At 58.4% G+C, this 26954-nt stretch carries 21 protein-coding genes and 1 pseudogene; 8 read left to right on the top strand and 14 right to left on the bottom strand.

The features are described 5' to 3' along the window. Window positions 1-4: 4 nt before the first annotated feature. From QM647_RS15415 to QM647_RS15385, 7 genes are all read right to left on the bottom strand, one after another. On the bottom strand, window positions 5-2497 hold the full coding sequence (locus QM647_RS15415; protein ID WP_414996433.1) for a TonB-dependent receptor plug domain-containing protein: 2493 nt from the start codon (window positions 2495-2497) through the stop codon (window positions 5-7). Window positions 2498-2814: 317 nt separating this feature from the next. Next, entirely contained in the window at window positions 2815-3909 is a 1095-nt protein-coding gene (locus QM647_RS15410; RefSeq protein WP_414996432.1) for an LLM class flavin-dependent oxidoreductase, read from the bottom strand. Between the two features lie 16 nt (window positions 3910-3925). Then, window positions 3926-5152: a rhodanese-like domain-containing protein gene (locus QM647_RS15405; protein WP_414996431.1), complete on the bottom strand. Its 1227-nt coding sequence runs from the start codon at window positions 5150-5152 to the stop codon at window positions 3926-3928. Further along, window positions 5149-5754, bottom strand: a complete 606-nt coding sequence (locus QM647_RS15400; RefSeq protein WP_414996430.1) for a cysteine dioxygenase — start codon at window positions 5752-5754, stop codon at window positions 5149-5151. The genes QM647_RS15405 and QM647_RS15400 overlap by 4 nt, the downstream gene beginning before the upstream one ends. Before the next feature lie 4 nt (window positions 5755-5758). Further along, entirely contained in the window at window positions 5759-6880 is a 1122-nt protein-coding gene (locus QM647_RS15395; RefSeq protein ID WP_414996429.1) for an LLM class flavin-dependent oxidoreductase, read from the bottom strand. A 10-nt stretch (window positions 6881-6890) separates the two neighbouring features. Next, entirely contained in the window at window positions 6891-7730 is an 840-nt protein-coding gene (locus tag QM647_RS15390) for an ABC transporter ATP-binding protein (protein WP_414996428.1), read from the bottom strand. Between the two features lie 9 nt (window positions 7731-7739). Continuing rightward, the gene (locus tag QM647_RS15385) at window positions 7740-8525 is read right to left on the bottom strand and encodes an ABC transporter permease (RefSeq protein ID WP_414996427.1); all 786 of its coding nucleotides are present in this window, start codon (window positions 8523-8525) and stop codon (window positions 7740-7742) included. Window positions 8526-8755: 230 nt separating this feature from the next. Here QM647_RS15385 and QM647_RS15380 point away from each other — a divergent pair, with 230 nt between their 5' ends. The 3 genes from QM647_RS15380 to QM647_RS15370 all read left to right on the top strand — a co-directional run bounded on the left by QM647_RS15380 (window position 8756) and on the right by QM647_RS15370 (window position 11737). Continuing rightward, window positions 8756-9592 carry a LysR substrate-binding domain-containing protein gene (locus tag QM647_RS15380; protein ID WP_414996426.1) on the top strand — a complete coding sequence of 279 codons (837 nt, stop codon included), beginning with the start codon at window positions 8756-8758 and terminating at the stop codon, window positions 9590-9592. Window positions 9593-9682: 90 nt separating this feature from the next. Continuing rightward, window positions 9683-10327 (top strand): peroxiredoxin-like family protein, encoded by a 645-nt coding sequence (locus tag QM647_RS15375; RefSeq protein WP_414996425.1) that lies wholly within the window; start codon window positions 9683-9685, stop codon window positions 10325-10327. Between the two features lie 24 nt (window positions 10328-10351). Continuing rightward, complete coding sequence (locus QM647_RS15370; protein WP_414996424.1) at window positions 10352-11737, top strand: LLM class flavin-dependent oxidoreductase; 1386 nt, start codon at window positions 10352-10354, stop codon at window positions 11735-11737. A 55-nt stretch (window positions 11738-11792) separates the two neighbouring features. On the opposite strand, the gene QM647_RS15365 is transcribed toward QM647_RS15370, so the two are convergent. From QM647_RS15365 to QM647_RS15345, 5 genes are all read right to left on the bottom strand, one after another. Then, window positions 11793-12167 carry a peptide deformylase gene (locus QM647_RS15365; protein WP_414996423.1) on the bottom strand — a complete coding sequence of 125 codons (375 nt, stop codon included), beginning with the start codon at window positions 12165-12167 and terminating at the stop codon, window positions 11793-11795. Between the two features lie 489 nt (window positions 12168-12656). Beyond that, a complete protein-coding gene (locus QM647_RS15360) occupies window positions 12657-15578 on the bottom strand; it encodes a TonB-dependent receptor domain-containing protein (RefSeq protein ID WP_414996422.1) in 2922 nt (973 codons plus the stop codon). A gap of 239 nt (window positions 15579-15817) precedes the next feature. Further along, window positions 15818-19033, bottom strand: coding sequence for a TonB-dependent receptor (locus QM647_RS15355; protein WP_414996421.1), 3216 nt, complete (start codon window positions 19031-19033; stop codon window positions 15818-15820). Window positions 19034-19096: 63 nt separating this feature from the next. Then, window positions 19097-20071: a FecR family protein gene (locus tag QM647_RS15350; RefSeq protein ID WP_414996420.1), complete on the bottom strand. Its 975-nt coding sequence runs from the start codon at window positions 20069-20071 to the stop codon at window positions 19097-19099. Then, window positions 20040-20621 (bottom strand): RNA polymerase sigma factor, encoded by a 582-nt coding sequence (locus QM647_RS15345; protein WP_414996419.1) that lies wholly within the window; start codon window positions 20619-20621, stop codon window positions 20040-20042. Before QM647_RS15345 ends, QM647_RS15350 begins: the two co-directional genes overlap by 32 nt. A 686-nt stretch (window positions 20622-21307) precedes the next feature. On the opposite strand from QM647_RS15345, the gene QM647_RS15340 reads away from it, so the two are divergent. Beyond that, complete coding sequence (locus QM647_RS15340; protein WP_414996418.1) at window positions 21308-22024, top strand: response regulator transcription factor; 717 nt, start codon at window positions 21308-21310, stop codon at window positions 22022-22024. A 129-nt stretch (window positions 22025-22153) separates the two neighbouring features. Here the strand turns inward: QM647_RS15340 and QM647_RS15335 are convergent, their stop codons facing one another. Next, window positions 22154-23272, bottom strand: coding sequence for a putative zinc-binding metallopeptidase (locus QM647_RS15335; protein ID WP_414996417.1), 1119 nt, complete (start codon window positions 23270-23272; stop codon window positions 22154-22156). 346 nt (window positions 23273-23618) lie between these two features. On the opposite strand from QM647_RS15335, the gene QM647_RS15330 reads away from it, so the two are divergent. The 4 genes from QM647_RS15330 to QM647_RS15315 all read left to right on the top strand — a co-directional run bounded on the left by QM647_RS15330 (window position 23619) and on the right by QM647_RS15315 (window position 26524). Then, on the top strand, window positions 23619-24587 hold the full coding sequence (locus tag QM647_RS15330) for a transglutaminase family protein (RefSeq protein WP_414996416.1): 969 nt from the start codon (window positions 23619-23621) through the stop codon (window positions 24585-24587). Further along, a complete protein-coding gene (locus QM647_RS15325) occupies window positions 24577-25392 on the top strand; it encodes a transglutaminase-like domain-containing protein (RefSeq protein ID WP_414996415.1) in 816 nt (271 codons plus the stop codon). The genes QM647_RS15330 and QM647_RS15325 overlap by 11 nt, the downstream gene beginning before the upstream one ends. A 38-nt stretch (window positions 25393-25430) precedes the next feature. Beyond that, entirely contained in the window at window positions 25431-26120 is a 690-nt protein-coding gene (locus QM647_RS15320) for an N-formylglutamate amidohydrolase (RefSeq protein ID WP_414996414.1), read from the top strand. 158 nt (window positions 26121-26278) lie between these two features. Further along, window positions 26279-26524: a hypothetical protein gene (locus QM647_RS15315; RefSeq protein WP_414996413.1), complete on the top strand. Its 246-nt coding sequence runs from the start codon at window positions 26279-26281 to the stop codon at window positions 26522-26524. A gap of 247 nt (window positions 26525-26771) precedes the next feature. On the opposite strand, the pseudogene QM647_RS15310 reads toward QM647_RS15315, so the two are convergent. Further along, a pseudogene (locus QM647_RS15310) lies at window positions 26772-26954 on the bottom strand (hypothetical protein); the annotation flags it as partial.

Here is a 26954-nt window from a genome sequence, read left to right as displayed (position 1 = left end):
GGGTTTAGTAGCGGTAAGAGGCACGCAGATAGTAGAAGCCGCCGATCAGGCCGTAGGGGGAGAAAGAGCCGTAGAGACCGGAGCCCTGGTAGAGCACGGAGGCGGCGCGCTCTTTCGGATAGACGTTGAAGAGATTGTTGGCGCCGGCCGACAGGGTCAGGCTGTTGTTGACGGCGTAGCTGATGTCCAGATCGGTGATCCAGCGCGCCGGGAAGGCTTGGTCGGCCGAGGCGACCGGTCCGGATTCGACATAATAACCGTAACGGGTTGTCTTCAGGCTGGTCTTGAAAGCGCTGAGCGACCAGTCGACACCCAGAATGACCTTGTCCTTCGGCGATGACACCAGCAGATCCTGACGTGCCTGACGCCCGAACAGGACATAACTGGAACCGAGCGACACCAGCTCAGGCGGATTGTCGATGACGTGCAGAATCTTCGACGTATTGCTGCTATAGGCCGCCGTGCCGTGGAATGATCCCAGGCGATCCGTCCGCCACGTATATTCGCCCACCACGTCGATGCCACGGGTATAGGTATCGATAGCGTTGGTGAAGTACTGCGCTGTGGACAGATCAGTGAAGCCCGAACTGGCGAGAATGGCCTGGACGGCCGATCCGGTCAGTTGTTCGGTCTTGACGATCCGGTCGTCGATCTCGATCTGATAGCTGTCGATCGTCAGACGGCCGCTCCCGCGTTCATAGGTGGCACCGAAGGTATAGCTGAGGGATTTTTCCGGACGCAGCGGCTGAGCCCCCAGGGCCTTAGCCTGGGCTGAATTGACCGGCAGAAATTTCGATTGGAAGCTGGAGATCGAGCCATCAGCATTGATCGAAGTCGTGTTCTGCGTGGTCGAAAAACCTGTCTGGGCCAGGGACGGCGCGCGGAAACCGGAATTGACGCCGCCGCGCAGGGCAAAACCGGGGAAGATTTCGTAGCGGGTCGAAAACTTGCCGCTGACCGTATCGCCGGCACTGTCGTCATAATGTTCGGCGCGCACGGCCACGCCAGCATACCAGTTCTTCAGGATATCGGCGCCGATATCGGCATAGGCCGCCACATTGGTGCGTGACAGCTTGGTGGCGTCGTCCGGCGTGGTGCCGGTGAAAGAAACGAGACCGGCGGGCGGGCGCTTGCCGCCATTGAGCAGGCCAAACGGCGTGTCGTCGCTGGGGATGACATAGCCGCCATTGCGATAAGAGTCCGGTTCACCCGCCTGGTTTTCAAACTGTTCCCAACGCTGTTCGACACCCAGCGCCACCTGCAGCGGTCCGCTCAAACCGACCTTGAAATCGCGGTCGACATCGAGATTATTGACCCACAGGCTGGAAATCTGCCGCCCCATGAAGAACGACGTCTTGCTCGTGGGGCCAAGCGACGGATTGAGCGTATTCTCGGCGCCGAGCCAGACATTGTCCTGCCCCACGCTGGTCGAGGCATTCCAGTTCCAGCCCCACTGTTCACCACGGAAGCCGGCGGAGACCTGGAAGTCGTTTTCCTTGATGCGGCGGTAGGCCTGAAAGCCGTCCGGATAGATTTGCGGCAGGGAAGACACGCTGGTCGCCGCATAGCCGCCGCGCGCGTCCTTGATGCCGCGATAGCTGTAGGTGCCGTAGGTGTAGAAGGTCAGAGTGTCATTAACCGGCAGCTCGGCATTCAGGGCGGTGTTGAGGATGGCATCGCGGTTGGAGCGGCCATATCCGCCCTGGACAATATGGTCATTGGTCGCCTCGCGTGGATCGAGCGAGCCATCGGCCAGTAGCGGATAGACATTGGTGGTCACCGGCACCGCGCGGATGGCTGGCGTATGGTACTTGGCTTCGCCCGACAGACGGACAAACCCGCCCTTGTCACCGATTGGCGTGGCCCAGGTCAGGCCCTGCTGGAACAGCAGGCCGCCGCCATCGAAGGTCTGGCCGAGCGTGGCGTTGTAGCTGCCGCCTTCCGGCACCTTGTCGAGAATGATATTGAGAACGCCCGAAATGGCATCCGAACCATATTGTGCCGCGGCGCCATCACGCAGCACCTCGAGATGGCCGATGGCATTGGTCGGGATCAGGTCGATATCGACCGGAGTCGAACCACCCGAGACGCGCGACAGGTTGTTGATCAGGGCCGTGGTATGGCGACGCTTGCCGTTGACCAGAACGAGCAAATAGTCGCCACTGAGGCCGCGAATGGCGATCGGCCGCACACTGGCCGACGTGCCGCCGCCGCCCTGCGCCGGCTGGCTGAACGACGGGATCAGCGAACCCAGGACATCCTTCAGGCCGGTGGCGCCGGTCGCTTTCAACTGGCTGGCGCCCAGCACGTCGATCGGCACCGGACTGTCGGCGACGGTGCGCGCTTTGGCGCCCCGCGCCCCGGTCACGACGATTTCGGTTACGACCTCGACGCCGGCATTGGCCGCCACCGGATCGGCCGCGGCCGTTGTGCCGTCGGCAGGCGGCTCCGCCGTCCTGTCAGCGGCATGGGCCTCGGCCGCAACCAGTGAGGCCATTGCGAGCAAGGCAGTTTTGAACAAAAAGGAACGGGATTTAGGCGAGAACATGAGGGCTCCGGAATGAGAAAACGTGATGGCCCTGTCGTGGTGGGGATGTGTCTGTCTTGATCCCGCCGGCCCTATATAAAACTCAATTAATAGGATTATATTGTGAGCTGCAAATGATTAGACACAGTGTGTCTATGACGTTTTCTTATAGGTTCAGGAAAACTAACGCCGGACATCAGCAGAAGATTAACAACCTGACCGATCAACAAAAAACCTCCGCCACGCGGTGCGCGACGGAGGTGGGACAGACCGTCTTGTGGACCGACTCAACTGGCGAGCACAGCCCCCTGCTCCAGCCGACGCGCCACCTTTTCCCGCGTCAACGGCAGCAGCGCACGGCCATAATCTATGGCGTCAGCCAGCGGATCGAAACCGCGGATCAGGAAGTGATCGACGCCGAGGTCATAATAGTCGAGCAGCGCATCCGAAACCTGCTCTGGCGTGCCGACCAGACCGGTTGAATTGCCCTGGGCGCCAGTGAGCGCGGCCACGCCCGTCCACAGGCGGCCATCGCGGCGATTGGTCGAGGCGGTTTGCAACAGGCGCTGAGAGCCGGCATTGGCCGGATTATGCCCACTGATCGGCAGGCCCGCGGCGAGACGCGCCTCCTTCACTTGTTCGACAATGTCATCAGCCTTACGCCACGCCGCTTCCTCGGTATCGGCAATTACCGGGCGCAGGGACAGCGAAAAGCCGAGGCCGCTGCGTCCATGCTTCGCCGCCGAATGCCGGATGCGGCCGATGATCTCGCGCGTCTGTTCCAGGGTCTCACCCCAGGTGGCATAGACATCAGCATGCTTGCCGGCCACCTCAATGGCTTCCTCTGAAGATCCACCGAAAAAGACCGGCACATTCTGCGGCTTGATAGCGGCAAAACCGCCCTTCACATTGTAAAACTTGCCTTCATGGTCGAACGGCTTCAGCGCAGTCCATTCCTGCTTGAGCACATCGAGATATTCGTCGGTGCGGGCATAACGCTGCGGCTTGACCGTATGGTCGCCATCACGGGCCATTTCCTCATCTGCGCCACCAGTAATGATATGGACCGCGACACGCCCCCCGCTCATCCCGTCGAGCGTCGCCAGCTGGCGAGCGGCCAGGGTCGGCTGTGTAAAGCCGGGACGGTGCGCCACCAGGAAGCCGAGCTTCGTAGTGATGGCGGCGGCGTGGGCCGCCACGATCTGGCTTTCCGGCGAATTGGAGCCGAAGGGGATCAGGACGCGATCGAACCCGCCCTCTTCCTGTGCCTGCGCCGCCGCATCGACATAGGCCCGGTCGAGCACGAGGTTGGAGCCCGTGAGAAGCCCACTGGTTTCCGAGGCGTTGTTGAAGCCAATATAGCCGATAAACTTGACGCTCATGGTGGTAATTCCTTGTTTAAATAACGTAAAAACCGTGGGTGGCATCGCGCGCCAGTTGATCGACCAGGCCGTATTCCCAGTCGAGATAGGCCTGCATCGCGGCGGCCTTGTTTTCGGTGCCCTCATAGGGGCGCCGATAGCGGCCTTCCGGGCCGCGTGGTTCGGGTGCGCCGTCGCCGCCAGTGACGAGTGGACCATCGAAACCACCGTCCAACACGAAGACCTCCCAGCCCATCTGGGCCAACCAGGACGCGCTCATATCGGCACGCGGGCCGATATCATCGGCCAGCACGATCCGCGCCCCGCGCACCGGCGCATAGTGGTCGGTTTCCTGCACCAGCTGCCCGCCGGCGACATGGCTGAAACCGGCAATATGGCCCGCCTCGAATTCGGCCTTCTGACGGACATCGAACAGATAGAGCGTGCGCGATGTGTCCGCCTCCAGCCGGCGCAGATCTTCGAGCGCCAGCCGCTTGACGCCGGCGCGATAGGCCACATTGCGCGCACTGGTCAGGGCCTCGGTATCAGCCACGTCCTGTGCCTGGCGGGTCTGGCCATGGTCGAGCCCCTGCCCGGCCAGTGTCCAGCCGATGGTGCCGTTACGCAGAGCCACCACCTTGTTCGGCAGGCCGGCATTGATCAGCGACTGGGTGCCGATGATCGAGCGGGTGCGGCCGGCGCAGTTGACGATGATGGTGGTCTCCGGATCGGGCGCCAGGGCACCGGCGCGCAGCACCAGCTCGGCGCCGGGCACGCTGATGCCGGTCGGGATCGACATGGTGGTATATTCGTCGAACCGGCGGGCATCGAGCACCACGACATCGGCACGGGCATCGAGCAGGGCCTTGACCTCCGGCGAGGTAAGGGACGGCGTGTGCCGCCGGTGTTCGACCAGTTCGCCAAAGGCCTTTGAATACGAATTAACGTCCTCGAACAGCTCATAGCCTGCCTCGCGCCAGCCGTTCAGCCCGCCCTTGAGCACGCGCACCTGTTCGTAACCGAGATTGACAAAGGTCTCGGCGGCGGCATCGGCCAAACCGTCATCATTGTCGTAAACAACCAAAAGCACATCGCGGCGCGGCAGGCGCCAGTGCGCCTCGGCGGTGATGCGCCGCAGCGGGATCTGGGCAGCAAACAAGGGATGGCCGAGGGCGAATTCCGCCTCCTCTCGCACATCGATCAGGGCAATTTCCTCCCCGCGGATCAGGGCGGAATGGACGGTTTGTGGGGTAATATGGGTCATGGTCTCGAACGGTCCCAGAGATTGGGTAAATGGCTGTTGGCGTAGCCAGAAATGAAAGGTTTAGGTGTACCGTCGATGGCATAGACGGCCCGCCTGACAGCGCCGATATTGGCGCCATAGACATGGATGCTGACGGAAACGCCCTCGGTGCCATTGGTCACGCGATGGATGTCGCCGATCTTCGGGCTGACGGCCTCGACCTCACCGGCGTGGAGCACGTTTTCACCGGTACAGAACAGGACGCCGTCCTTGCGGACATAGGATTCGACCAGTTCGGCGCCGCGCAATATCCCGACCAGCCCCCAGACCGTATGATCGTGGATCGGCGTCGACTGTCCCGGTCCCCAGACGAAGCTGACCACCGAGAAGCGCTCACGACTATCGCAATGCAGGAGGTACTGCTGGTAGCGCTCCGGATTGGGTTGCGCATAAATCTCCGGCAGCCAGTCATCCGTGGCGACCAGCCGGCTCAGCAGGATATGCCCGCCGGCGAGGATCGCTGCTTCGTCATCGCCTTGGTCGATCAGATCGGCCAGATCAGTGACAAAGCTACGCAGACGGGCCAGATTAGGCGCGGCCTCGATCGCGGCATGGACGGTCATTCCCTTACTCCGCCGCCACAGCCGATTGGCCCAGCCGCGCGGCCACTGCCTGCCGGAGCAGCGGCAGCAGGTTGCGGCCATAGTCGATGGCATCTTCCAGCGGATCGAAGCCACGGAACAGGAACTTGGTGATGCCGAGGTCGTAATAGTCGAGCAGCGCTTCCACCACCTGCTCCGCTGTGCCGACGAGCGAGGTGGAATTGCCTTGCGCGCCGGTCAGTTCGGCGATCTCGGTCCACAGGCGCTTGTCGCGCACCTTGCCGCCGCTGGCGGTTTCCAGCAGGCGTTTGGTGCCTTCGGATTCGTTCTTGGAACGGCGGAAGAAGGTCGGTGCATCCTTTTCCTTGAGGGCGCGGGCATCTGCGAGAATGCGCGCGGCACGCGCCCAGGCCTCATCTTCGGTCCGTCCGAGGATGGGACGCAGAGATAGCGAGAAGCTGATCTGACCTTCACGACCATGACGGCGAGCACTGGCGCGCACCTTGTCGAGCGTCTCCCGCACGCCTTCCAGGGACTCGCCGAACAGGGCATAGACGTCGGCATACTGTCCGGCCACTTCGATGGCGGCATCCGACGCGCCACCGAAGAAGACAGGGATATGCGGTTGCTGCAGCGGCTTCACCGCCGAGAAATTATCGACCACCTTGTAGTGCGCGCCCTCGTGGCTGAAGGGCGCCGCGCTCGTCCAGGTCTTCCTGAGGATGTCGATATATTCGGCCGAACGGGCGTAGCGTTCGTCCTTGGTCAGGAAATCGCCATCGCGCGCCTGTTCCGCGTCAGAACCGCCGGTGATGATGTGGACGGCCAGGCGACCATCGGCGAAATTCTCCAGCGTGGCCAGTGAGCGCGCCGCCAAAGTCGGGGCGATGAAACCCGGCCGATGCGCCAGCAGAAATTTCAGCTTGGTGGTTTTTGCGGCGGCGTAGGCCGCCACCTGCGCGCCATCGGGCGCCGAGGAATGGTAGCCGATCAGGACGCGGTCAAAGCCGCCATTTTCATGCGCCAGGGCGTGGGTCTCGACATAGGTCTTGTCGATCACCGGACCGGCCGGCGCATGGGTTTCCGAGGCATACTGGGTCGATATCAGGCCGAGGATTTCGAGCTGATCTGGGGTCGGACGGGTCATGAGGTCACCTTTAGAAGGGATCGGGCGGGGAGAAGGGAATATTGGGCTTGTCGTCGAAGACGGCGGCGAGATCGGCGCCTTCCGGAATGTGACCGGTGCCCAGACAGCCGAGCAGTTTCTCGCGCAGGGTCACGGTCAGGGCCAAGCGATCGCCGCGCGGCGTCTCAATGCGCTCCTCGGCAACGATGCGGCCCTTGTCGAGCACCAGAATGCGATCGCTCAGGGCAATGGCCTCGTCGACATCGTGGGTCACCAGCATCACGGTTGGCTTGTGGATGCGCCACAGCCGCAGCACCAGTTCGTGGACGCGCAGGCGCGTCAGGGCATCGAGGGCGGCGAAAGGCTCGTCCATCAGCAGCAGTTGTGGGTCACGCACCAGAGCGCGGGCCAGGGCCGTGCGCTGGGCCTCCCCGCCGGAGAGCGTCAGAGGCCAAGCATCCAGCCGATGCCCCAGGCCAACCTCACGCAGGGCCGCTTCGGCGCGCTTGCGGATATCCTTGCCCTTGAGGCCGAGCGCAACGTTCTCCCAGACGCGCTTCCACGGCAGAAGGCGGGCATCCTGGAAAACGACAGCGCGCGCCGCCGGGATGGTGACGTCCTGATCATCAGTGCCGTCCAGCCCGGCCAGGGTGCGCAAAAGCGTCGTCTTGCCACTACCGGAGCGACCCAGCAGGGAAACGAATTCGCCCGGCGCCAGGTCGAGATCCAGGCCGTCGATAATGGCATTGTCGCCGAATCGCCGGGTAAAATTGCGCAGGCGCACGGCAGGCTTTGACGCGCCCGCCGCCCCTTCGGCGCGGAAGGTCGGTTCGGAAATGCCCAGGCGGTTATGCGAGAGGATGGCGTTCATAGCGGACCTTTAAGCGGCGATGAGGTTCGGGCGCCACGACAGGGCACGGGTTTCAATGGCGCGGACCAGCCAGTCGGCCACCAGCCCCAGGGCGGCATAGACCAGCAGGCAGACGACGATGATGTCGGTGCGCATATAGTCGCGGGCATTATTGATCAGGTAGCCCAGGCCAGCGGTGGCATTGATCTGCTCGGCAATGACCAGCATCAGGATGGAGATTGACAGAGAATAGCGCAGGCCGGTGAACAGCGACGGCAAGGCGCCGGGCAGGACGACATCGACGATGATCTGCCAGCGATTGAGGCCGAAGCTGCGAGCGGCATCGATCAGGCGGACATCGATACCGCGAATGCCGCTGTAGAGATTGAGATAGAGCGGAAACAGGGTGGCGAAGGCGATCAGGGCGATCTTCGGCGTTTCGCCAATACCGAACCAGACGATGAACAAGGGCGTCAGGGCCACGACCGGGATGGTGCGCTTGATCTGCATCAGGGGATCGATCGCCGCCTCACCCGGTCGTGATAGCCCTGCCGTGAGCCCCAGTGCCACACCGATCGTCACGCCAATGGCCAGGCCCAGGGCGGCGCGGCCAAGCGACACCAGCAGGTTGACCGGCAGTTCACCAGAAAGCGTCATGGCCACTAGTGTTTCGATCACCGTCGAAGGCGCCGCCAGGGTGCGCGGCGGGATAAGCCCGCTGCGCGAGCCAGCTTCCCACAGCAAAAGTAGCACAACCGGCGACAACCAGTGCGCCTGGCTCAAACGCTTTAGAACAGGGTGCAGGCTCTGGCCCATGAAATTACCCGATGACAATAACGATGGGGTGATTAAGGCGCCAATTTCCTACTTATACAAATGAGATTTAATCTGAACACCTATGAGAAAAACTCATCCGTGTCCGCCAAATCCAATAGGGCGACCCAATTTATAAAGAGTTTAGTTTTGGTAATGGCTTAAGCGAAGCAAAGAGGCTTGCCCTGTAAAACAAAATATAAAATACAGGGTTTAGTCTTATTGGAGGTCTTATGCCCGTCAACCTGCCGACCAATCTGATGCGCAGCTTCGTCGCCATTGTAGAGACCGGCTCCATGCTCAGCGCCGCCGAGCAGGTGTTTGTCACCCAGTCGGCTCTTAGCCTTCAGATCAAGCGCCTGGAAGAACTGGTCCAGCAGCCGCTGTTCGTGCGCGACGGCCGCAAACTGACCCTGACCGGACCCGGCAACGTATTGCTCGACTATGCACGGCGCGTGCTGACCCTGCACGACGAGGCCGTGGCGGCCGTCAGCGCCCATCATTTTTCAGGCCCCGTACGTATCGGCATGGTGCAGGATTTCGCCGATACCCTCCTGACCGGCCTGCTCTCCACCTTCTCCGCCCTCCATCCCGAAGCGCAGATCTTCGCGCGCGTGGCCGGCACCGCCGAACTGCAAACCCTGTTAGAGCGCCGACAGCTTGATGTCATACTTGGTTTTTCCGGCAGCAATGACCCCGGCGCCATCGTCACTGCCCCGATGCAATGGTATGGCGCCCACGACCTGACGCGCAAGGCGGTGCTGCCTCTGGCCGTCATCGAGCAACCCTGCCGCTTCCGCGAAGCCGCCGTCCGCACGCTTGAAAATGCTGATATTCCCTACCGGATCGCCGTCGAAACGCCCAATCTCTCGACCCTGAAAGCCGCCGTGCAGGCCGGGCTAGCGGTGACGGCGCGCACACACCTCTTCCTGCGCGATCTCGAAGCCATCGAGAGTAACAGCTTGCCCGCCCTGCCCCAAATCACCTGCATTGTCGAAACCCACGATGCGCTCGAGCCTGCCGCCGAGCGCCTGGCTGAGCTGACGCGCGAGCTTATCCGCGACCTATAATAATTCCTCAAGCAGCCGCGGGCCTTTCTCATTATTTCCGCGCGCGCTGCCCTGATAGGCTGAAGGCCTTATCAGAGAGGAGGCCATCCCATGGTCGCAGAAAGTCTCACCCGGTCGTTTGATGCCCTGCATGCCGAGCGCGAACGCACATGGGCGCCGGAGCAGTTGCAAAAGAATATTGATCAGCGCGCCGCGCTTGCGACGGCCTACGATCCCGCCGCCCATATCCAGATCGGCGATTATCTGCCGGAATTCGCCCTGAAGGATGTCGAAGGCGGCACCATCACCCAGCGCACCCTGCCGGCCGGCGCTGTGTTCGTTTTCTTCCGCTTTGCCGGTTGCCCAGCCTGCAATATTGCCCTGCCCTACTACCAGCGCGCCCTGTGGCCGCACCTCAAGCCCCGGGGACTGCCCTTGATTGCCGTCAGCCCGCAGGTGCCGGAACGCCTTAGGGAGATCAAAACCCGCCACAATCTGGAATTCATCGTCGCTTCGGATCCCGACAATCAGTTCGGCAACGCCTTGGGCATCACTTTTGAACCCATCGATACCCCCGCCACGCCGCCTGTCGGCTGGATAGGCGAACTGACCGGGACTCAAACCTGGACCCTACCGCAGCCCACCATAATCATCACCGATGCCGAAGGTCGGGTGCGCTTTATCGATGTCAGCCCGGACTGGCTGAAACGGACGGAAGCGGACGTAGTCCTTGAAGCCCTTTCGGCCCACGCCTGATCATTCCTCATATCCGAGACCGACATGACCCAATCCACCAACAGACAAATCAAACTGGGCGCCATTCTGGAAGGCGTCGGCATGACGCCGGCCGTATGGCGCCATCCTGACGTCCCCAGCGACGCCAGCATCAATATCAACTGGTATATCGACAATGCCCGGCTGGCGGAGGCGGCGAAGTTCGACTTCGTGTTCATCGTCGACAGCCCTTATATCACGCCCGATTCCGCGCCTCACTTCCTTAATCGCCTGGAGCCGTTGACCTTGCTTTCTGCACTGGCGGTCTCGACACAAAAAATCGGCCTGGTCGCCACGCTGACGACCTCCTACTGGGAGCCCTATAATGTCGCCCGCCAGTTCGGTTCTCTGGATCTGATTAGCGGCGGCCGCGCCGGGTGGAACGTCGTGACCACCGGACTGGAAGGCGCGGCGCGTAACTATGGTCGCGACGCACATTATGACCATGCCGTGCGCTATGCCCGCGCCGGCAAATTTGTCGGCGTTGTACAGGGCCTGTGGGACAGCTACGAGGACGACGCCTTCCCGCGTAACAAGGACACCGGCGTCTTTCTCGACAAGACCAAACAGCACGCGCTCAATCACAAGGGGGAATTCTTCTCCGTCGCCGGCCCGCTGGCCCTGACGCGGTCACCACAGGGCCAGCCCGTCATCTTCCAGGCCGGAGACAGCCACGCCGGCCGCGATCTCGGCGCCCTGATCGCCGACGCCACCTTTACTACCGGTGAAACGATCGAAGACGCCAAGGCCTATTATGCCGACCTCAAGGCGCGCGCCGTAGCGCTCGGGCGCAATCCCGATGAGATCATTGTCACGCCCGGTATCGATCCGATCATCGCGGATACGGACGAAGCCGCCCAAGCGATTGCCGAGTCACGTCGCAAAGGGCTGGACCTTGACAAAGCCCTAGTGCAGGTCGGTCGCGCCTTCAACTACCACGATTTCCGACAATATCCTCTCGATGCGCCCTTCCCCGATACCAGCGGTCTGACCTTAAACAGCTACAAGGGCCATGCCGAGCGGATCATCCGCATCGCCAGGGAGGATAACCTGACCCTGAGACAGGTTGCGCAACGTTTCGGCGTCTGGCAGACCGGCTTTGTCGGCTCGCCCGAAACCGTGGCGGATCAGCTTGAACACTGGTTCACCGAACGCGCCGCCGACGGCTTTATCCTCAGGGTGACGATCCCCGACTCATTTGCAGCCTTCCGCGAAAAAGTCGTCCCGATCCTGCAGGCACGTGGCCTTTTCCGAAAGGACTATACCGAGACGACCCTGCGCGGCCATCTCGGCTTATCCATTCCGGAAAATCGCTACACGCAGCAACGCCATGGAACTTCTGGCGAAACATTAACGCCAGTCGTCAGGGAAGTCGAAGCTTCACTGACCTAGACCTGGAGGCGTAAGGGCATTTTGCCGTGAATGCCCTTACGCCGAATACCTGTAACTAGGCATCCGCCTCCAGAGCCGCCAGCGGCCAATCAGGAAACAGCGCCTCTATGAAACCGAACTGCGTCATGTCCTGAATACGCTGCCTATGGAGCACGTCACTCAGGTTATCGAATTCATGCTGAAACACCCGCGCATGAAAGCCCCTGGCCTCCCGAATGCGCTCAGTGCCATCTTCCAGGGTATCGCGATAACGAATATGGATCGCGCGGCACCAAACTGCGAATACCGCGGACTGAGAGACACCCTCCCAGCCATCCTCGGTTTCGTCCGTCAGCACCTCCAGCCAGGGATTGATCAGAGTGGTGACCGGCTTTTCATCCGGATGGTGCAAATTTTCATCGAAGCCAAAGATCAGGAGCCGGAAGTCCACGCCGATCTGTGGCGCGGCTAAACCTACGCCGTTCGTGGCAGCATGGTCTCTTACATATCGGAGATTATGGCTTTCAGTTCCGCTGCCTGAATATCCGCGACCGGTTGCGCCACGCGAAGCAGGCGGGGATCACACATTTTCAGTATGTCGCGTATCATCTAGCCCCTTGCTGCTTTCTCAAAATACCGGCCCCCAGATCAGAGACCTCTCGTGCGAGACCGGGCCTTGTCTCCATAACCAGCCCTGCGCTCAGATATTGCGCCAATCTTGATACCTGAGCGGCAATTTCAGGTGCAGTCGTGATCTCTCAAAAAGCCGGTCGCGTCAGGCAGCCCCCCATGCATGTCAATGACCCGCCTATTATCGGTGTCGATCACCAGACCTAGTGGATCCAGCAGGCTGCCGGCGTAGCCACGATGGGCAATGGAAGTCGCGCGCCGGACCCGGGGAGAATCCGGCGCGCTACCAGCCGCAATGAGGCGGATCCCGTTAGAGCTTAAGCTTGAAGCTCAGGAGGATCGAACGTCCCAGTGCGTCATAAGTGCCCGTCCAGGTGTTTGGATTGTTGGAAGTTCCGTCGACATTGGTCGACACGGTCACCGGAGGGGTAAGGTCGAAGAGGTTGTTGATCGACAGATTCGCCGTCAAATTCTGGCGCAGACGCATCGAACCACTCAGATCGATATAGTCGTAATCAGGGATCTTGGCGTATTCAGCCGAGGTGACATAGCTGCCACCACCGTTGACAGTCGGGTCCGAGCTGTTACCCGTGTAGCGGGTGCCACCAATATGGCGCCAGTTGACGGAGACGGTGGACTGGCGCCACGGCGTTTGCCAGGTCGCGCGCAGGTTATGGCGCCATTTTGGCTCGGGCGCGTAGCAGGTCGGATTGCCGAAATAGCCAGCGCAGTTGACGCTCGCGGTCAGCGGTGAATCCTGGCCACCGGTGATCGACAGAGCTGTGCCGGTGAAGGAAGTATCGATGTGACCAAACTTGCCTATGCTGAAGCCGTAGCCGCCCTGGAAGTCGATACCGCGGTTGTGCAGACGATAGGTGTTGAGCGTGCCGCCTTCCACGTAGCCACCGCCGGCTGAGGTAAACGAGCCATCGGTGCCGCGATGCACGTACTGGCAATAGTAGTTCAGGCCCGTTGACAGACACTTGTTGAAGTTATCCACCGCGTCGAGATAGCCGATATAGTCACGCACCAGGATATCGTAATAGTCCGCCGACAGCGAGAGGCCGGGGACCTGGTGCGGTGTATAAACCAAGCCGTAGGTCAGGGTTTCGGCTTGTTCGGGACGCAGGGCGGTGTTGCCGCCGCCGGCATAGGTGTAGCAGGACGTGCCGCAGTCGGTCAGAGAGCCGTACTCGGCTGCGGTGACACCCGTATTTTCGCATTGGGCCAGAGTGGCGGTGGGGCTGGTACCCGCGCAGGGATCAGAGAGCGATCCGTTGATGCTCTTGTACTTCAGGCCATATAGCTCGGAGATATTCGGCGCGCGCTGGGCATTGTTGAAGCTGGCGCGAACAAGGAGATCCTTGATCGGACGATACTGGATTTCATACTTCGACGTCCCGAGGGCGCGGTCGAGATTATCATATTTCGATTGACGGAACGCCGTGTTGAAATCCAGGCTATAAACGAAGGGCTTGTCCGAGATCAGAGGAATCTGGAGTTCGACATAGGCTTCTTTGACTCCATAATGTCCACCCACCGTGCTCAGCCAGCCTTCATAGTCACGGGTTGCCTGATCGGCTTCATTACGCAGGGAGTCTCGACGATACTCGAGGCCCACGGCGATCGCCACGCCGTTACTGGCCCAGGGGCTCTGGATGCCGTAGGTGGTAAGGTCACCCGACAGGTTGGCGGTGTAGGTCTGCTGCTGAGTTGTCGAGGACCAACTGTAGTTTTGGTAGGCGTAGTCATAGAAGGCTTCATCGATCGAATGATAGCTGAAGATATTCGCCGGCACGCAGCTCGCATCGTCATTGGTGGTATCTGAATCGGCGTTGATCAGACAGGTCGCCTTGCCATTGACGTTTACCACCTGAATGGCGTTCATGAACTTCTGGTCGTCGATCTCATTGTTGTCGGAAAGCGTCGTGACGACTTGCGAACCGACAAAACCGACATCGTAATGCCACACGTCCGCGAAGTCGCCGCGAACACCGAAGGACATGCGATAGTCCTTGTTGGTGGCAGAATTCGTTAGCTCCTTGCTGCCCGGGCCATCGAGTTCATAATTGACCGTCGTAGAGACCGTGGCGCTTGTGCCCGCGGCCGAGCCGCAGATCGTTTGCGCCTGGGCTGAGGACATGTAGGGGTTATCGCAGTTCAGGGCGACCGTATCGCTGACCAGCGCCGGGTAGAACTGGGATTCGCTCTCATCCTTCATGTAGAGGTAGGTGCCGTAGATCTCGGCAGCCTCATTGAACTTGTAATGGCCGAAGACGCCGCCTGTGAAGCGCTTGTCCGAGCGCAGAAAGTTGAACTTCTCACGCGTATTGATGGCATAGGAGGAGTCATATGGCACAAGCGTATTGCTGCCATCCTGGGCGTTATAAAGGGTCTCGCCAGCGCTTGGGCCTTCATTGAAGGTGAAGCGGCCATATGGCGAATAGGATGTGTTGGCGACGCAGCTCATCGCACCATTGACGATCTGAGTGCGGCACGCCGAATAGTCGCGCTGCGACCAAGTCACCGCATCCTGATTGCGTTGATCGAGGAAGATGCTGATATTGCCGCGACCACCGGCAAAGGACTTACCCGCCGCAATATTGATGTCGGTCTTCTGACCGTCGAACACATTCGACTTCGGCAGCTTAATGCTCGGATACTGCTTGATCAGCGCCTGCATATCCGAGTCGTCATTGTTATGCTGATAGCCGCCCAGGCTGCCATTAATTTCGATACCTTCGAAATTCTTGTTCAAAATGAAATTGGCCACGCCAGCAATGGCGTCGGAGCCATAGGTCGCTGAAGCGCCGCCCGTCAGCACATCCACGCGCTGGACCAGGGCACTTGGAATAATGTTCAGATCGATCGCCTGGACCGGAAGCAGCCGCTGGCCATCCAGCAGGACCAGTGAACGCTGCCATCCCAGATTACGCAGATTGAGCTTGGCACGGCCATCAGAGTCAGACCCGTTGGTGAACTGGGTCGAATCCGCGCGCACTTGCGGCAGTCGGTTCAAGGCTTCTTCAAGGTTCAGAACACCCTGATACTGCAATTCTTTCTTGTCGATGGTCGTGATCGGGCTCGTGGAGGTCAGGTTCGGGCGACGGATACGGGTACCGGTAACCACGATCGTCTCACCCTTGTCGCTCGCAGCCGTCGAAGTACCGGAAGCTTCCTGCGCATAGCCAGAGCTGGCAGCAAAAATGGCGCACGCGGCCATAGAGGTCATGAGACCAATTTTAAAATACGATCTGTTCATTATGGACATTTGTTATAACTCCCAGGACCGGGCCAACCCCGCCTTCCTAGGGAACTACGGATGGCCATCAACTTTCCTTGGGCCGCGCGCCGCTTTTTTGTCATCAAATTGACAATTTATCCGACATTCGCACTTAACGTGACAATAATAACACGGTTTTGGCCACACGTCCGATATGACATATCCAATTTGCAAAGAGCCGATCCGGGCTAGTACCTGAAATCGAGTTTGAACAGAAGAGACCGCCCAAGGGGGTCATATGTCCCCGTCCAGGTATTTGGATTGTTTGTCGTTCCGTCGACATTCATCGAGACCGTTCTGGGTGGCGACAGGTCAAGCAGGTTGTTTATGCTGAGCCCTGCCGTCCAACGGTCACCCAAGACTATTGTCCCGCCAAGATCGAAATAGTTATAGGATGAAACCCGGGTGGTCGCCTTATCCGAAGTCACGGTCGCAAGGGCCGTTGTACCGGTGACGACACCTATATAGCGGGTCGCACCCATATAACGCCAATTTAGGGAAAGAGCCGCCCTGTGACCAGGCGCGGACCAGGTGCTTCTCAGACTGTGACGCCATTTAGGCAAGGGTGCATAACAATTTGGATATCCGAAGTATCCAGCACAATTGACATCCGCCTCACCTGCCTTTCGAACGGAAGCCGAGGCCTCTAGCCAGGTTCCCGTAAGACTGACGTCTATGCGTCCCCCATGTTGCAGGGCAAATCCATACTGCCCCTGCAGATCAATGCCACTGTTGAGGAGTTGATATGTGTTGAGCGTCGTTCCCTCGACATAGCCATCTCCATTAAGCGCGCCGGTAGCTGGGTCGCGATGTATAAGCTGACAATAGAGGCTCGAGTCGCTGACGAGACAATTAGATAAGGCCTGAGTGGCATCTATATAGTCTATGAAGTCTGACACCCTGATCCGGTAATAATCGACCGACACCTGCAGACCCGGTACTTTGGTCGGAGTAACGACGAAGCCATAGGTGAGAGTGCGAGCGGTTTCCGGCCTGACAAGCGAATTGCCCCCGCCACCATAGGTTCGACAGGCAGTTGAGCAATCTTCGATATGACCATATTGAGCGGCGGTCACGCCTGTGTTGAGACATTGAGCCAGGCTGGCACTTGGCGTACCGCCGGCGCAACTGTCGACCAAACTTGAATTGGTACTGAAATAAGCCGGGGCATATAGCTCGGAAATATTTGGTGCCCGGGACGCCCGATTGAAGCTCAAACGTAGAAGCACATCCTGAATAGGTCTGTATTGCAGCTCGAAGCGCGAGGTCGGAATGGCCTTCGCCCGATTATCATAAAAGGAGGTGCGCCAGGCGAGATTGAGTTCCAGGTCCTCGACCCCCGGACGATGGTTTGCCAAAGGCAGCTGGCTTTCAACATAGGCCTCAGCCACACTGAAATGACCACCAGTGGTGGACAACCAACCTTCGTAGGCGCGCGTTGCATCATCGGCAAAATTGCGCAAAGCGTCACGCCTAGCCTCGACGCCTATGGCGACGGCTAACGGATTTTCCGCCCAGGACGTGAGGCCAGCTTTTGTCAAATTGCCGGACACCGTCGCCGAAAGGACCTGCTGTTGCGTAACCGACGACCACTGATAGTGCGCATAGGCATAGTCGTAAAAGGCTGGGTCTATAGTGTGATAGCCGAAGATGTCGGCTGGCACACAGTCCGGATCGGTCCCGTCGACGCGCGAAACACAAGTCGGTGTGCCATTAACGCTCACGACATTCAGTGCGCGCGCGAACCGATCAGCATCAATCTCATTGTTGTCCGACAACGAGGTATAGACCCTCGAGCCGACATAGCCGAGATCGAAATGCCAGCCTTCTCCGATCTCTCCCTTTGCGCCCAGGGAAATACGGTAGTCCTTATTGATTGCCAGATTGTCCAGGCGCTCGCTGCCTGGACCATTCAGTTCATAAGCAATATCCGTGGCGACCGAGGCATCTGTGCCGGCGCTCGAACCGCACAGGCTGACCGCCTGTTCGGCGGACATCAAAGGATTGTCGCAGTTCAGATTGACGGTCTGACGCACAAGTGCCGGATAGAAGATACTACGGGTGCGATCATCGATACCCATCAAAGACAGATATATACCTAAGGTCTCGGAAGCTGCATACTGGACGAAAAATCCGCCCGACAGCCGCGTGTCCGGTCTTTGGAAGGCGAAGGTGGCCCGCGTATTATAGGCATAGCTCGCGCTTTGATCACCTCCGACGAAGGTTCGGGTACCGTCCTGCGCACCATAATAGGTCGAGCCCGCCATCTCGCCGGACCCCACTACATAGCGTCCATAAGGCGAGTAAACAGTATTGACGGCACAGTCGAGCTTATCGTCGCTGACAACTAGTCGGCAGGCCGAATAATCCCGAGCGCTCCAGCTTACCGCCGCCTGTTCACGCCGACCGATAAAAGCGCTGACGTGCCCCTTCCCCGCCGCAAAGCCTTGCCCGTAGCTGATCCCCAGATCAGTGCGCTGCCCATCAACCACACCTTTGCTCGGCAGTGAAATGGCGGGGTATTGAGAAATAAGTGCTCGCATTGCACTATCGTCGTTGGTGTGCTGGTAGGCGGCCACCGCCGCATTGATCGCGACCCCATCGAAATCGGTATTCAGAACCAGATTGACAACCCCGGCCACCGCATCGGAACCGTAGGTCGCCGATGCCCCACCGGTTAGGACATCAACCCTCTTGATCAGGGGCACCGGAACGAGATTTAAATCTATCGCCTGAACCGGCATAAAACGCTTGCCGTCAAGCAGAACGAGTGTGCGCTGCCAACCCAGGTTCCTGAGATTGAGCTTCGATCGCCCATCCGTATCTGATGAATTTGAGAACTGCGTAGAATCCGCCCTCACCATCGGCAGCCGATTTAAAGCTTCCTCAATATTCAGGGCGCCCTGCGCTTCAAGCTCAGACTCAGTCACAGTAACGACTGGACTGGCGGCGGACAGATTGGGCAATCGAAGCCGCGTCCCCGTAATAATGATCTCGCTTGGCACTTGCGTGTCCGGGCCTTGGGACGACACCCACCGGGCCGGCCCAGGAAGAGGCAAGGGGTTTGCACGACTCCGCCGGCCCTCTGTATCCGGCACAATGGCGTAAACATCGGCGGAAATCCGCAGGGCGTGAAGGTGCGTGCCTTCAAGCATATCACGAAGGGCGTCCTCAATCTCATATTGCCCCCTTATGGCGCGTCCACGCTGCGCCGCCGCGTTTTCGGCAGTGACCAAGACCTGCACCCCCGCCTGGTGAGCGAAGTCGGAGGCCGCCTTCTGAACCGCCTGGCGCGGCACATCCAGAAAGACCGTACGGCTGGAGGCCTGGCGTGGTGAAGCCACGGCCACCAAGATCAGGAGGCAAATCATCGATATTTTGTGACTTGGCCCGTGCCAGTCCATCCGACTTACTTCCTGATGCGATCCTGCTACCCGCGCCGTGAGGTCCCCCCGTGTCGCGCTTGCCTACTTTCCGGAAACCCCTTGGTCGCGGCCTATATCAATCTGGTTCGGTTCAATATGCACCGACGCGTCCAGACTGACCTCGATCGCCTTTGAGAACGCCACTGGATCATCCGCACGAAAGAGACCGTAGAGTCGCTGATCGGCCAGCGCCTTGTCGGTCAGAACAAGCTGACGTCTGTTGAAACGATTGAACTGTGCAATCGCCTCGGCGAGAGTCTCCCCCGCCAGTTCGATTTTGCCATCGCGCCAGGCCAGTTGCCGCGTAATGTCCGCAGCTGTCAGATTGGAAACCTTGAATGTTCCGTCATTCTCAAGCCTGGCCAATTGCCCGGCATCGAGCTTAATATTGCTCGTATTGACTGCAGGCTCGGCGTCAACAACGCCCCGTCCGACAAGGACTTGGGTTCCTCCACTACTACTGCGGACCGAGAACGCGGCCCTAGACGCACGCACCCGCAGGCCCTGAGCTGTCACGGTTAGAACCATCGAGGGATCGGCTGGCATTTCGAACCAGGCCTCGCCCTTCAGCAGACGCACCTCGCGACGATTGCCCAAGGCGCGGATCGAAAACCGGGACGCGGTATTCAGATTGACAAACAACCCATCCCCCACGGGAATTTTCCGCAGTTCCCCAATCTCGGTCTCGAAGGTCTGTGCACTCGCCGCGGATATTCCAATGAAGGCCACAGCCGTCGCCCCGCCGACTAGGCAGGCGCCCAGGATTAGGTCACGCCGCCCGAAGGCACGACGTGGCGCAGGTGTATCGACCCTTGGAGATTGCTCAGGCCAGGGCATCTGATCCAGCATGCTCCAGGCGGCTTCGGCCTTTAACCACGCCCCTCGCCGGCGCGGATCGTCAGCCAACCAGATGTCGAGTTCACGTCGAACGGTTTCATCGTCCGGATTCTGATCGAGGCGCAAAAGCCATGACGCCGCAGCGGCCTCAATTTCGGCGGCTGTTTCTATACGCGTCATACTTCATCCTTGTGTGCGATGCGCCAGTTTCGTCATCATTGCGAAGGGCTTGCAGGATCAGGCGCATTCCTTTTACCCCTTCGTTCTCTACGGTGCTCTCGGAGATTCTGAGCGCCTTGGCGATATGTTTCTGTGACAGTCCATGAACCTTGCGCAATTCGAAGATGCGCCGGCACCGGGCGGGCAAGTCTCTTATGCAACGAGCGACGGTCTCCCATTCCCTGCGGTCTGAAATAATCTGTTCCGGTGACGGCTCATCGCAGGCCAGGCCAAGACTGTCCATCTCGGCCATTGTCTCGATCCTAACGACCTTAGCCCGCCGATACTTATCATTGAGTATGTTTTTCACGGTTAGGAAGAAGTAGCGTTCAGGACTCGCAATATAAGCGATGTGGTCAAGCCCCGAGAGATTGCAGTACGCTTCTTGGATAAGATCATCGATTTCGTCACGATCTATCTGAAGGCGCCTTAGCCATGAACGGATTCGCCGTTCATGAGGCATTACTTCCCGGGCGACCCAATTGACGATCGTTTTACGATCAATGCTCATTTAACGAGACGGTTCCTGTCGAAACTTTGCATGGTTGGTAAAGCTCACGGCCGCGCCCTATCCCAACTTTAGATGTATTGGGCCAAAGCGGATTACCCCACTCGTTTCTCGAGAAGAGGTAGCCTATGAGACCGACACATTGGATTACGGCCATAGTTATCTGAAGTAGGAATACAGGCAATGAACCGAGTCAAGACCACTTCCAAAATTTGTTATGTCAATTGACATGGCAACATCAGGGTAAAGCCATCCGACACGTGACACTCCGAACCGGGCCGGTGGTTGAGCCGCAACGTGCGCTCGTCATCGAGCAGGGCACCCCCTCCCCAAGCGTCGCCTTTGGACCAAAGCGCCGGGGCTGTGAGGTAGGGCGGTCGCGATACCGCTGTCCAGCTGCCGAGCGGAGCGTGATGCTGGGCGGCGAAATAGACCAGCAGGTCTCCATCGGGACTGAGGTCGCAGCGGCGCTCGTAGATGCGCCCCTTAAACCATTGGCCGGGCGTCAAGGTGTCGGTCTTCAGGTCCCAATCGAGGAGTAGTACGCTTTTGCTCGGGCCACGGCGCGGGACCCCGAGACAACGAAGCCGCCGGATGCGAGCCAGAATAGTGCAATTGGAATTCGAACTGAATTTTTATGCTCTGCTTCATTAATCTCACCACATACATATTCAGCTTGCGAGCAAATCATGACCGACAAACCTAAGATTTTGATCGTTGATGACGAACCTGAAATCCGCAGTATGTTGCGTGTTCTCCTAGAGGTCGAAGACTTTCAAGTTATCGAAACCGACACCGGTAAAGGCGCCCTTCGGCAGATTGTGGCAGCCTCACCTAGCCTCATCCTGCTCGATCTTGGCCTTCCCGATATAGACGGACAGGATATCATCGCTTCCATCCGACAATTCTCCCAGACGCCCATAATCGTCCTCACGGCCCGATCGGAGGATTATCAGGCCATTCGGGCACTTAACGCCGGTGTCGATGACTATGTGACCAAACCTTTCCGTATGGACGTCTTGCTGGCCCGCATTCGTGCCAATCTGCGACCGGTCGATACCCGCAGTGCCAACGGAGATTTGACCAATGGTCCGATCCGTATCGATCGCATTCGCCATGAAGTTTTTGTAAATCAGCGCCGCGTCAATTTCACGCCCAAAGAATTTGCCTTGCTGGAACTTTTTCTCAAAAACAAAGGCCGCATCATCACGCACCGCCAAATTCTCGGCGAAGTTTGGGGCGATTCCCACCTGAATGATCCTCAGTATCTCCGCGTTTATATCGGACAGGTGCGCGCAAAATTAGACAAAGCGGGCGGTTTGGGCGGATGTTTGACGTCAGAGGCGCGCATTGGATATCGCCTTGCGGTACTGGAAGCTGACGCCGCAGCGGTCGCCGCAGAATGAGGTATTTTTTTGCACTAGCGATAGAGCCGCGCAACACGAAAATGCGTGGGGAAATCCTGACCTCAATGGCATCCGGGCGTCAGCTTCGCTTAAAGTGATTACCTGTGAAGCCGACCTTCCGCAAGCATCCTACGCCGTTGCAAGTTGACGCGCGCCTGATATGCCTTCAGTTACATCGGAACAGAGGTCCCAAGGTACCTGATGCGTCAGAACCTGATGAACGAATTCCAGCTTCCTACGAACGGCCGGCGTCAAAATAAAGGGATAGAGCGCCCGCTCACCCATACTGTGGTGTAGCGAGTTAAGCGTGATAGACAACGGCACCCACAGATCGGCTAAGGTCTCGAACGAGGATTCCGTATATGGGTTAATGGCGATCTCACGGGCCGGCTCACCGCATACACTAAGACGAATCTCATGGCTTCGCGCCATCTCAAGTGTGTCGACGATGTGAAGGCAATGCGCAAAAGTTTCTGCAAAGTCTTCCCATGGGTGAGAGGAAGCGTACTCGCTTATATACTGGGTTTGCCAGGCAGGCGGCGGTCCCTCCCGATAATGTCGTTGTAGGGCGTCAGCGTAATCGAGACGATCATCGCCGAATACCGTCCGGCAAGCATCAACGAGGCCACCATCCCGGATCAACTGGTTCCAGATAAAGTGTCCCGTCTCGTGCCGGAAATGACCGAGCATCGTCCGATAGGGCTCATGCATCTGGACGCGTAGCACCTCTCTCTCGGCATCCTCAGCTTCTGCGGCCCTGATTGTAATGACGCCCTCGTCGTGACCCGTCATGGGTTTTTCAATCGAGCCATCAGGCAAGTGCGTGTCTTCCAGGAAATCGAAGACCAGACCGCCGGTCGGGTGCTCCTTCCGGGTCGGAGAAGGAAGATCCCATTTCAAAAACGAGTAGAATAGATGGCGCTGCGCAGCGCTTATCGCGCGCCAGTGCGCTAGGGTGCCCGGTAGTGCCGGACTTGGTACTATTCGGTTGTGACGGCATGCTCGACAATAGGTCTCACCTTCAGAGACGTCGGTGAGCCAATTGCAAACGTCGCTTTTTGTGTTGGCACAGAACCGATAATGCTTGGAAGCATCGGACACCAGCGCCCAAGTATCATGTTCGGCGGGCACCAGCGCTTCCAGACTTTGCGTTTCCGTCACGAAACCCAGTCTGGCGCCACATCTAAGACAATTGCGATTATCGAAATAGGTGGTGTTGCCACAGGCCGAACAGGAAAAATCACGCATATTCAATTCACCGATTATGGAGTCGTCTAAGGCGCGTGGCAAGGCCGCCACTAAGCTTCATATCCACTTGCCGATAGTCTGTTAAAGCTGTGGCCCTCTGAGGCCGCTTTGCGCCCCCTGATATCCGCTTTAAGCAAGAGCGGAGATTAACCAAGCAAGGCATTTAGAAGGATATTGAATTAGCTCAGAAATGTAATGAACCGACAAAATACAAGACCGGATAGCAGGTGCAAGCGACGATGTCGCAGGCTGATCTCCCCTCCATCACTGCGCGCCTCTGCGCTTTGGCAACGTCTATTGTACGGACCTGCCACTCATAAGCTTGTAAATGGGAGGTGTAAGCCACATGAAAAAAAAATATTCCTACCGGTATGAATGGGCCAGCAATAAGGGGCTGTGCGTGCCGATACTGAGGGTCCATCATCTGACAACCTATGCTTATCGAACCCCGGTAGGCTTCGGTCAACATCGTCTCATGTTTCGGCCAAGGGATAGCTACGACCAACGGCTGATTCAGGCCAGATTGGACATTTCTCCACACCCGAGCGACCTCTTTTGGATCCACGATGTGTTCGGCAATTGCCTGGTGGTCGCTGAATTCGATGAACCCGCTGAACAATTGCGCTTCGAGACCGACATCGTTCTCGACCACACGCCCCAACTCAGCCCCCATTTTCGCATGGATCGACAGGCCCGGACGTGGCCCTTTGCCTACGAGGATGAGGATCTGCCCGATCTCGCCCCCTGTATGAAGCGCCAATATCCTGATGATGGCGCCACCGAAACCTGGGCGAGAAAATTTATCAATCCGAACGGCCAAACCGACACGGCGCTTCTACTGGAAACCCTCACGCACGCTATCCATTCGGATTTTAAGTACAATCGCCGCAGTAATCCCGGCACGCAGACGCCGGAGATGACCCTATACTCCTTGAGCGGTACATGCCGGGACTTTGCGCTTCTTATGATCGAGGCGGCCCGCGCGCTTGGCTTCGCGGCACGGTTCGTGACCGGGTACATCTATTCACCTTCCCGCGATACGGGGGAGCACCTGGGTGGCGGCGCCACTCACGCCTGGGCCCAGATCTTTCTACCGGGCGCCGGGTGGGTGGAATTTGATCCTACGAATGGCATTATCGGTAACCGCGACCTTATACGGGTCGGGGTGACCCGAGACCCGCGTCAAGCCATCCCATTATGGGGGACTCACACGGGAACGCGCCACGACTCCTTAGGCATGACCGTTCAGGTCAATGTCACCACTGCTGCCCCGTCTGTAACCCCCGAACCCGCGAGTCTTCCAAATGCAAATTAAAGCCGGTTACACCCTGACCTATACCTGTGTAACCCCCACTCCCATGCTGCTGTGTCTGAACATCCACCCGTCCCGTCGGGGGGATTTGCTAACGCCACAGGAGCTCAGCTTTTCGCAAGGGGTAAAAGCCTGGGATTATACCGACAGTTTCGGCAACACCTGTACCCGCGTCACGGCACCGGCGGGCAAAACAACGATATCCACTGAGTTCGTTGTATACGATTCCGGCGTGCCAGAATATGTGCCCTTAGACGCGGTCCAACATGAGGTGCGTGACCTTCCGGACGATGTGCTCGTCTTCCTCCTTGGGTCGCGCTACTGCGAGACCGACAAACTCGGCGATATTGCCTGGCAAATGTTTGGCAGTGTCGCACCCGGTTGGCCGCGCGTTCAGGCGATACTGGACTTTGTGCATACACATATACGCTTCGACTACCAGTTGGCCGACCGAACACGCAGTGCCTACGACGGATATCTCCAACAGGTTGGCGTATGCCGCGATTTCGCCCATCTGGCGCTCACTCTCTGCCGATGCATGAATATTCCGGCGCGTTATTGCACAGGATATCTTGGCGACATTAAGGTCACGCCAAGTCCGTCACCAATGGATTTCTCCGGCTGGTTCGAAGTCTATCTCGGAGGCCACTGGTATACAGCCGATGCCCGACACAATACACCACGTGTTGGGCGCATCCTCATGGCGATTGGTCGCGACGCGACCGACGTGCCCATTTCCACCCAGTTTGGTCCCGCCCTCTTGACGGAATTCGTGGTGGTTACCGAGGAGGTCATCTCATTAGCCTAGATTGGCCCGATCCGACCGAAATAAGGAACGGCGATGGTATGTCGGATATCGTCCTGCTGTGTGAACACGCGTCGAACCATATTCCCGCCCGGTACGACGGCCTCGGCCTGAGCCAAGACGATCTCTGCCGCCACATCGCGTGGGACCTAGGCGCTGCGGCCCTTACCCGACGGTTGTCGGATGCACTCGACGCACCGGCCTATCTGGGAACCTACTCCCGTTTGCTGATAGATCTGAACCGTCCAATAGACGCGGTAAGCAGTATAGTCGATTTTTCGGAAGATACCCCTGTTCCCGGAAATCTTGTGATCGACTCCGCTGAACGCGCGCATCGGATCGACCGGATATTCCAGCCATTCCATATGGCTATCAGTGCGCTCCTCGACAAGCGCCAAAGGCAATGTAAACCGGTGCGCCTGGTTAGTATCCATAGCTTCACGCCCGTTTATCTTGGCGTCGTCAGACCCTGGGAAGCCGGCGTCCTGTTCGGATCGGCAGAACGCTTTGGAAGCCAGCTGTTGAGTCAACTGGCTCTGTCCGGTCGAATCGTAGGCGCTAACGTGCCGTACCGGACGAGCCGCGAAGAAGACTTTGCCGTGCCGGTGCATGGCGACGATAGAGGCATTCCCGCGGTTCTGCTTGAAGTAAGAAATGATTTGATCAACGACTCTGCCAATGTCGGGCAGATTTCCGAGTGGATTTTTGCCGCGCTGCGAGCCAGTTTGTAACCGGGCTTATCCGATATTGTAATTCTTGGCCAACAACCTAGAAAGGTGGCTAGGTCACAGCGTGTTCTCTTACGCGCGACATCACAATGATCAAATTTTGTGTTGATGAGGCGCGTCTGGCTGGACCATTGGGGTTTTCTCGCGATATAGGGTTAGATATGAGCATTCGTTTGTATGACAGCGCTTGGGTCAAGTTCCGAGACAGCGACGAACCGCAGCAGGTTTTCAAGAACCGTAGCAATCCGGCTATGTTTGAAGTCGCCGGTTATCGCTACGATATAGACGCTCGCCCGTATCACTTTTCTGAGGCTGTTCCTGATATTGTCGAGCTACTGACCATGCGGCAGGCCCAGGAACTGGGCTTGTCTACTCAGTATTCAGCGCCAAAGAATATTCACATCTAGCCCAAGTGCTTCAGGGCATCGCCAGATGCCCTGGGCAATTACATTATATCAACGGCACAATTGTTATCTTCGGGTTCCGCCTCATGACGAAGGCCTCTCTAGTGCCTGGTTTGTCGCGTTCGCTCCGCGCCCTGTCTTCGCCACACAAAGCACACGCATCATCCTGAGCCAACGCAGTCGCTGACGCGATGCGCCCTCTTCCGGCCGCTAGCGGTCTTGCGGGGACATGCTTACCGGCGAAGGCCTTTCAACCATATTGCTCCACCTTAGATCGTTCCTCAAACCCTAAATGTTCATGCAGGCTTGACAGATCATGCAGCACGGCCGTGCTTCCGCAGATCATGATGCGGTCGTGCATCGGATTTATCTCGCCAGTCCTAGAGCAGATTTCTAGCGGATTGAATCGTTTTGGGATTCCCCTCGTGTCCGA

It is taken from the genome of Asticcacaulis sp. (assembly GCF_047605585.1).
Lineage (GTDB): Bacteria > Pseudomonadota > Alphaproteobacteria > Caulobacterales > Caulobacteraceae > Asticcacaulis.
The sequence above is the reverse complement of the archived record's forward strand: the minus strand, read 5'-3'. Positions and strand labels throughout refer to the sequence as shown.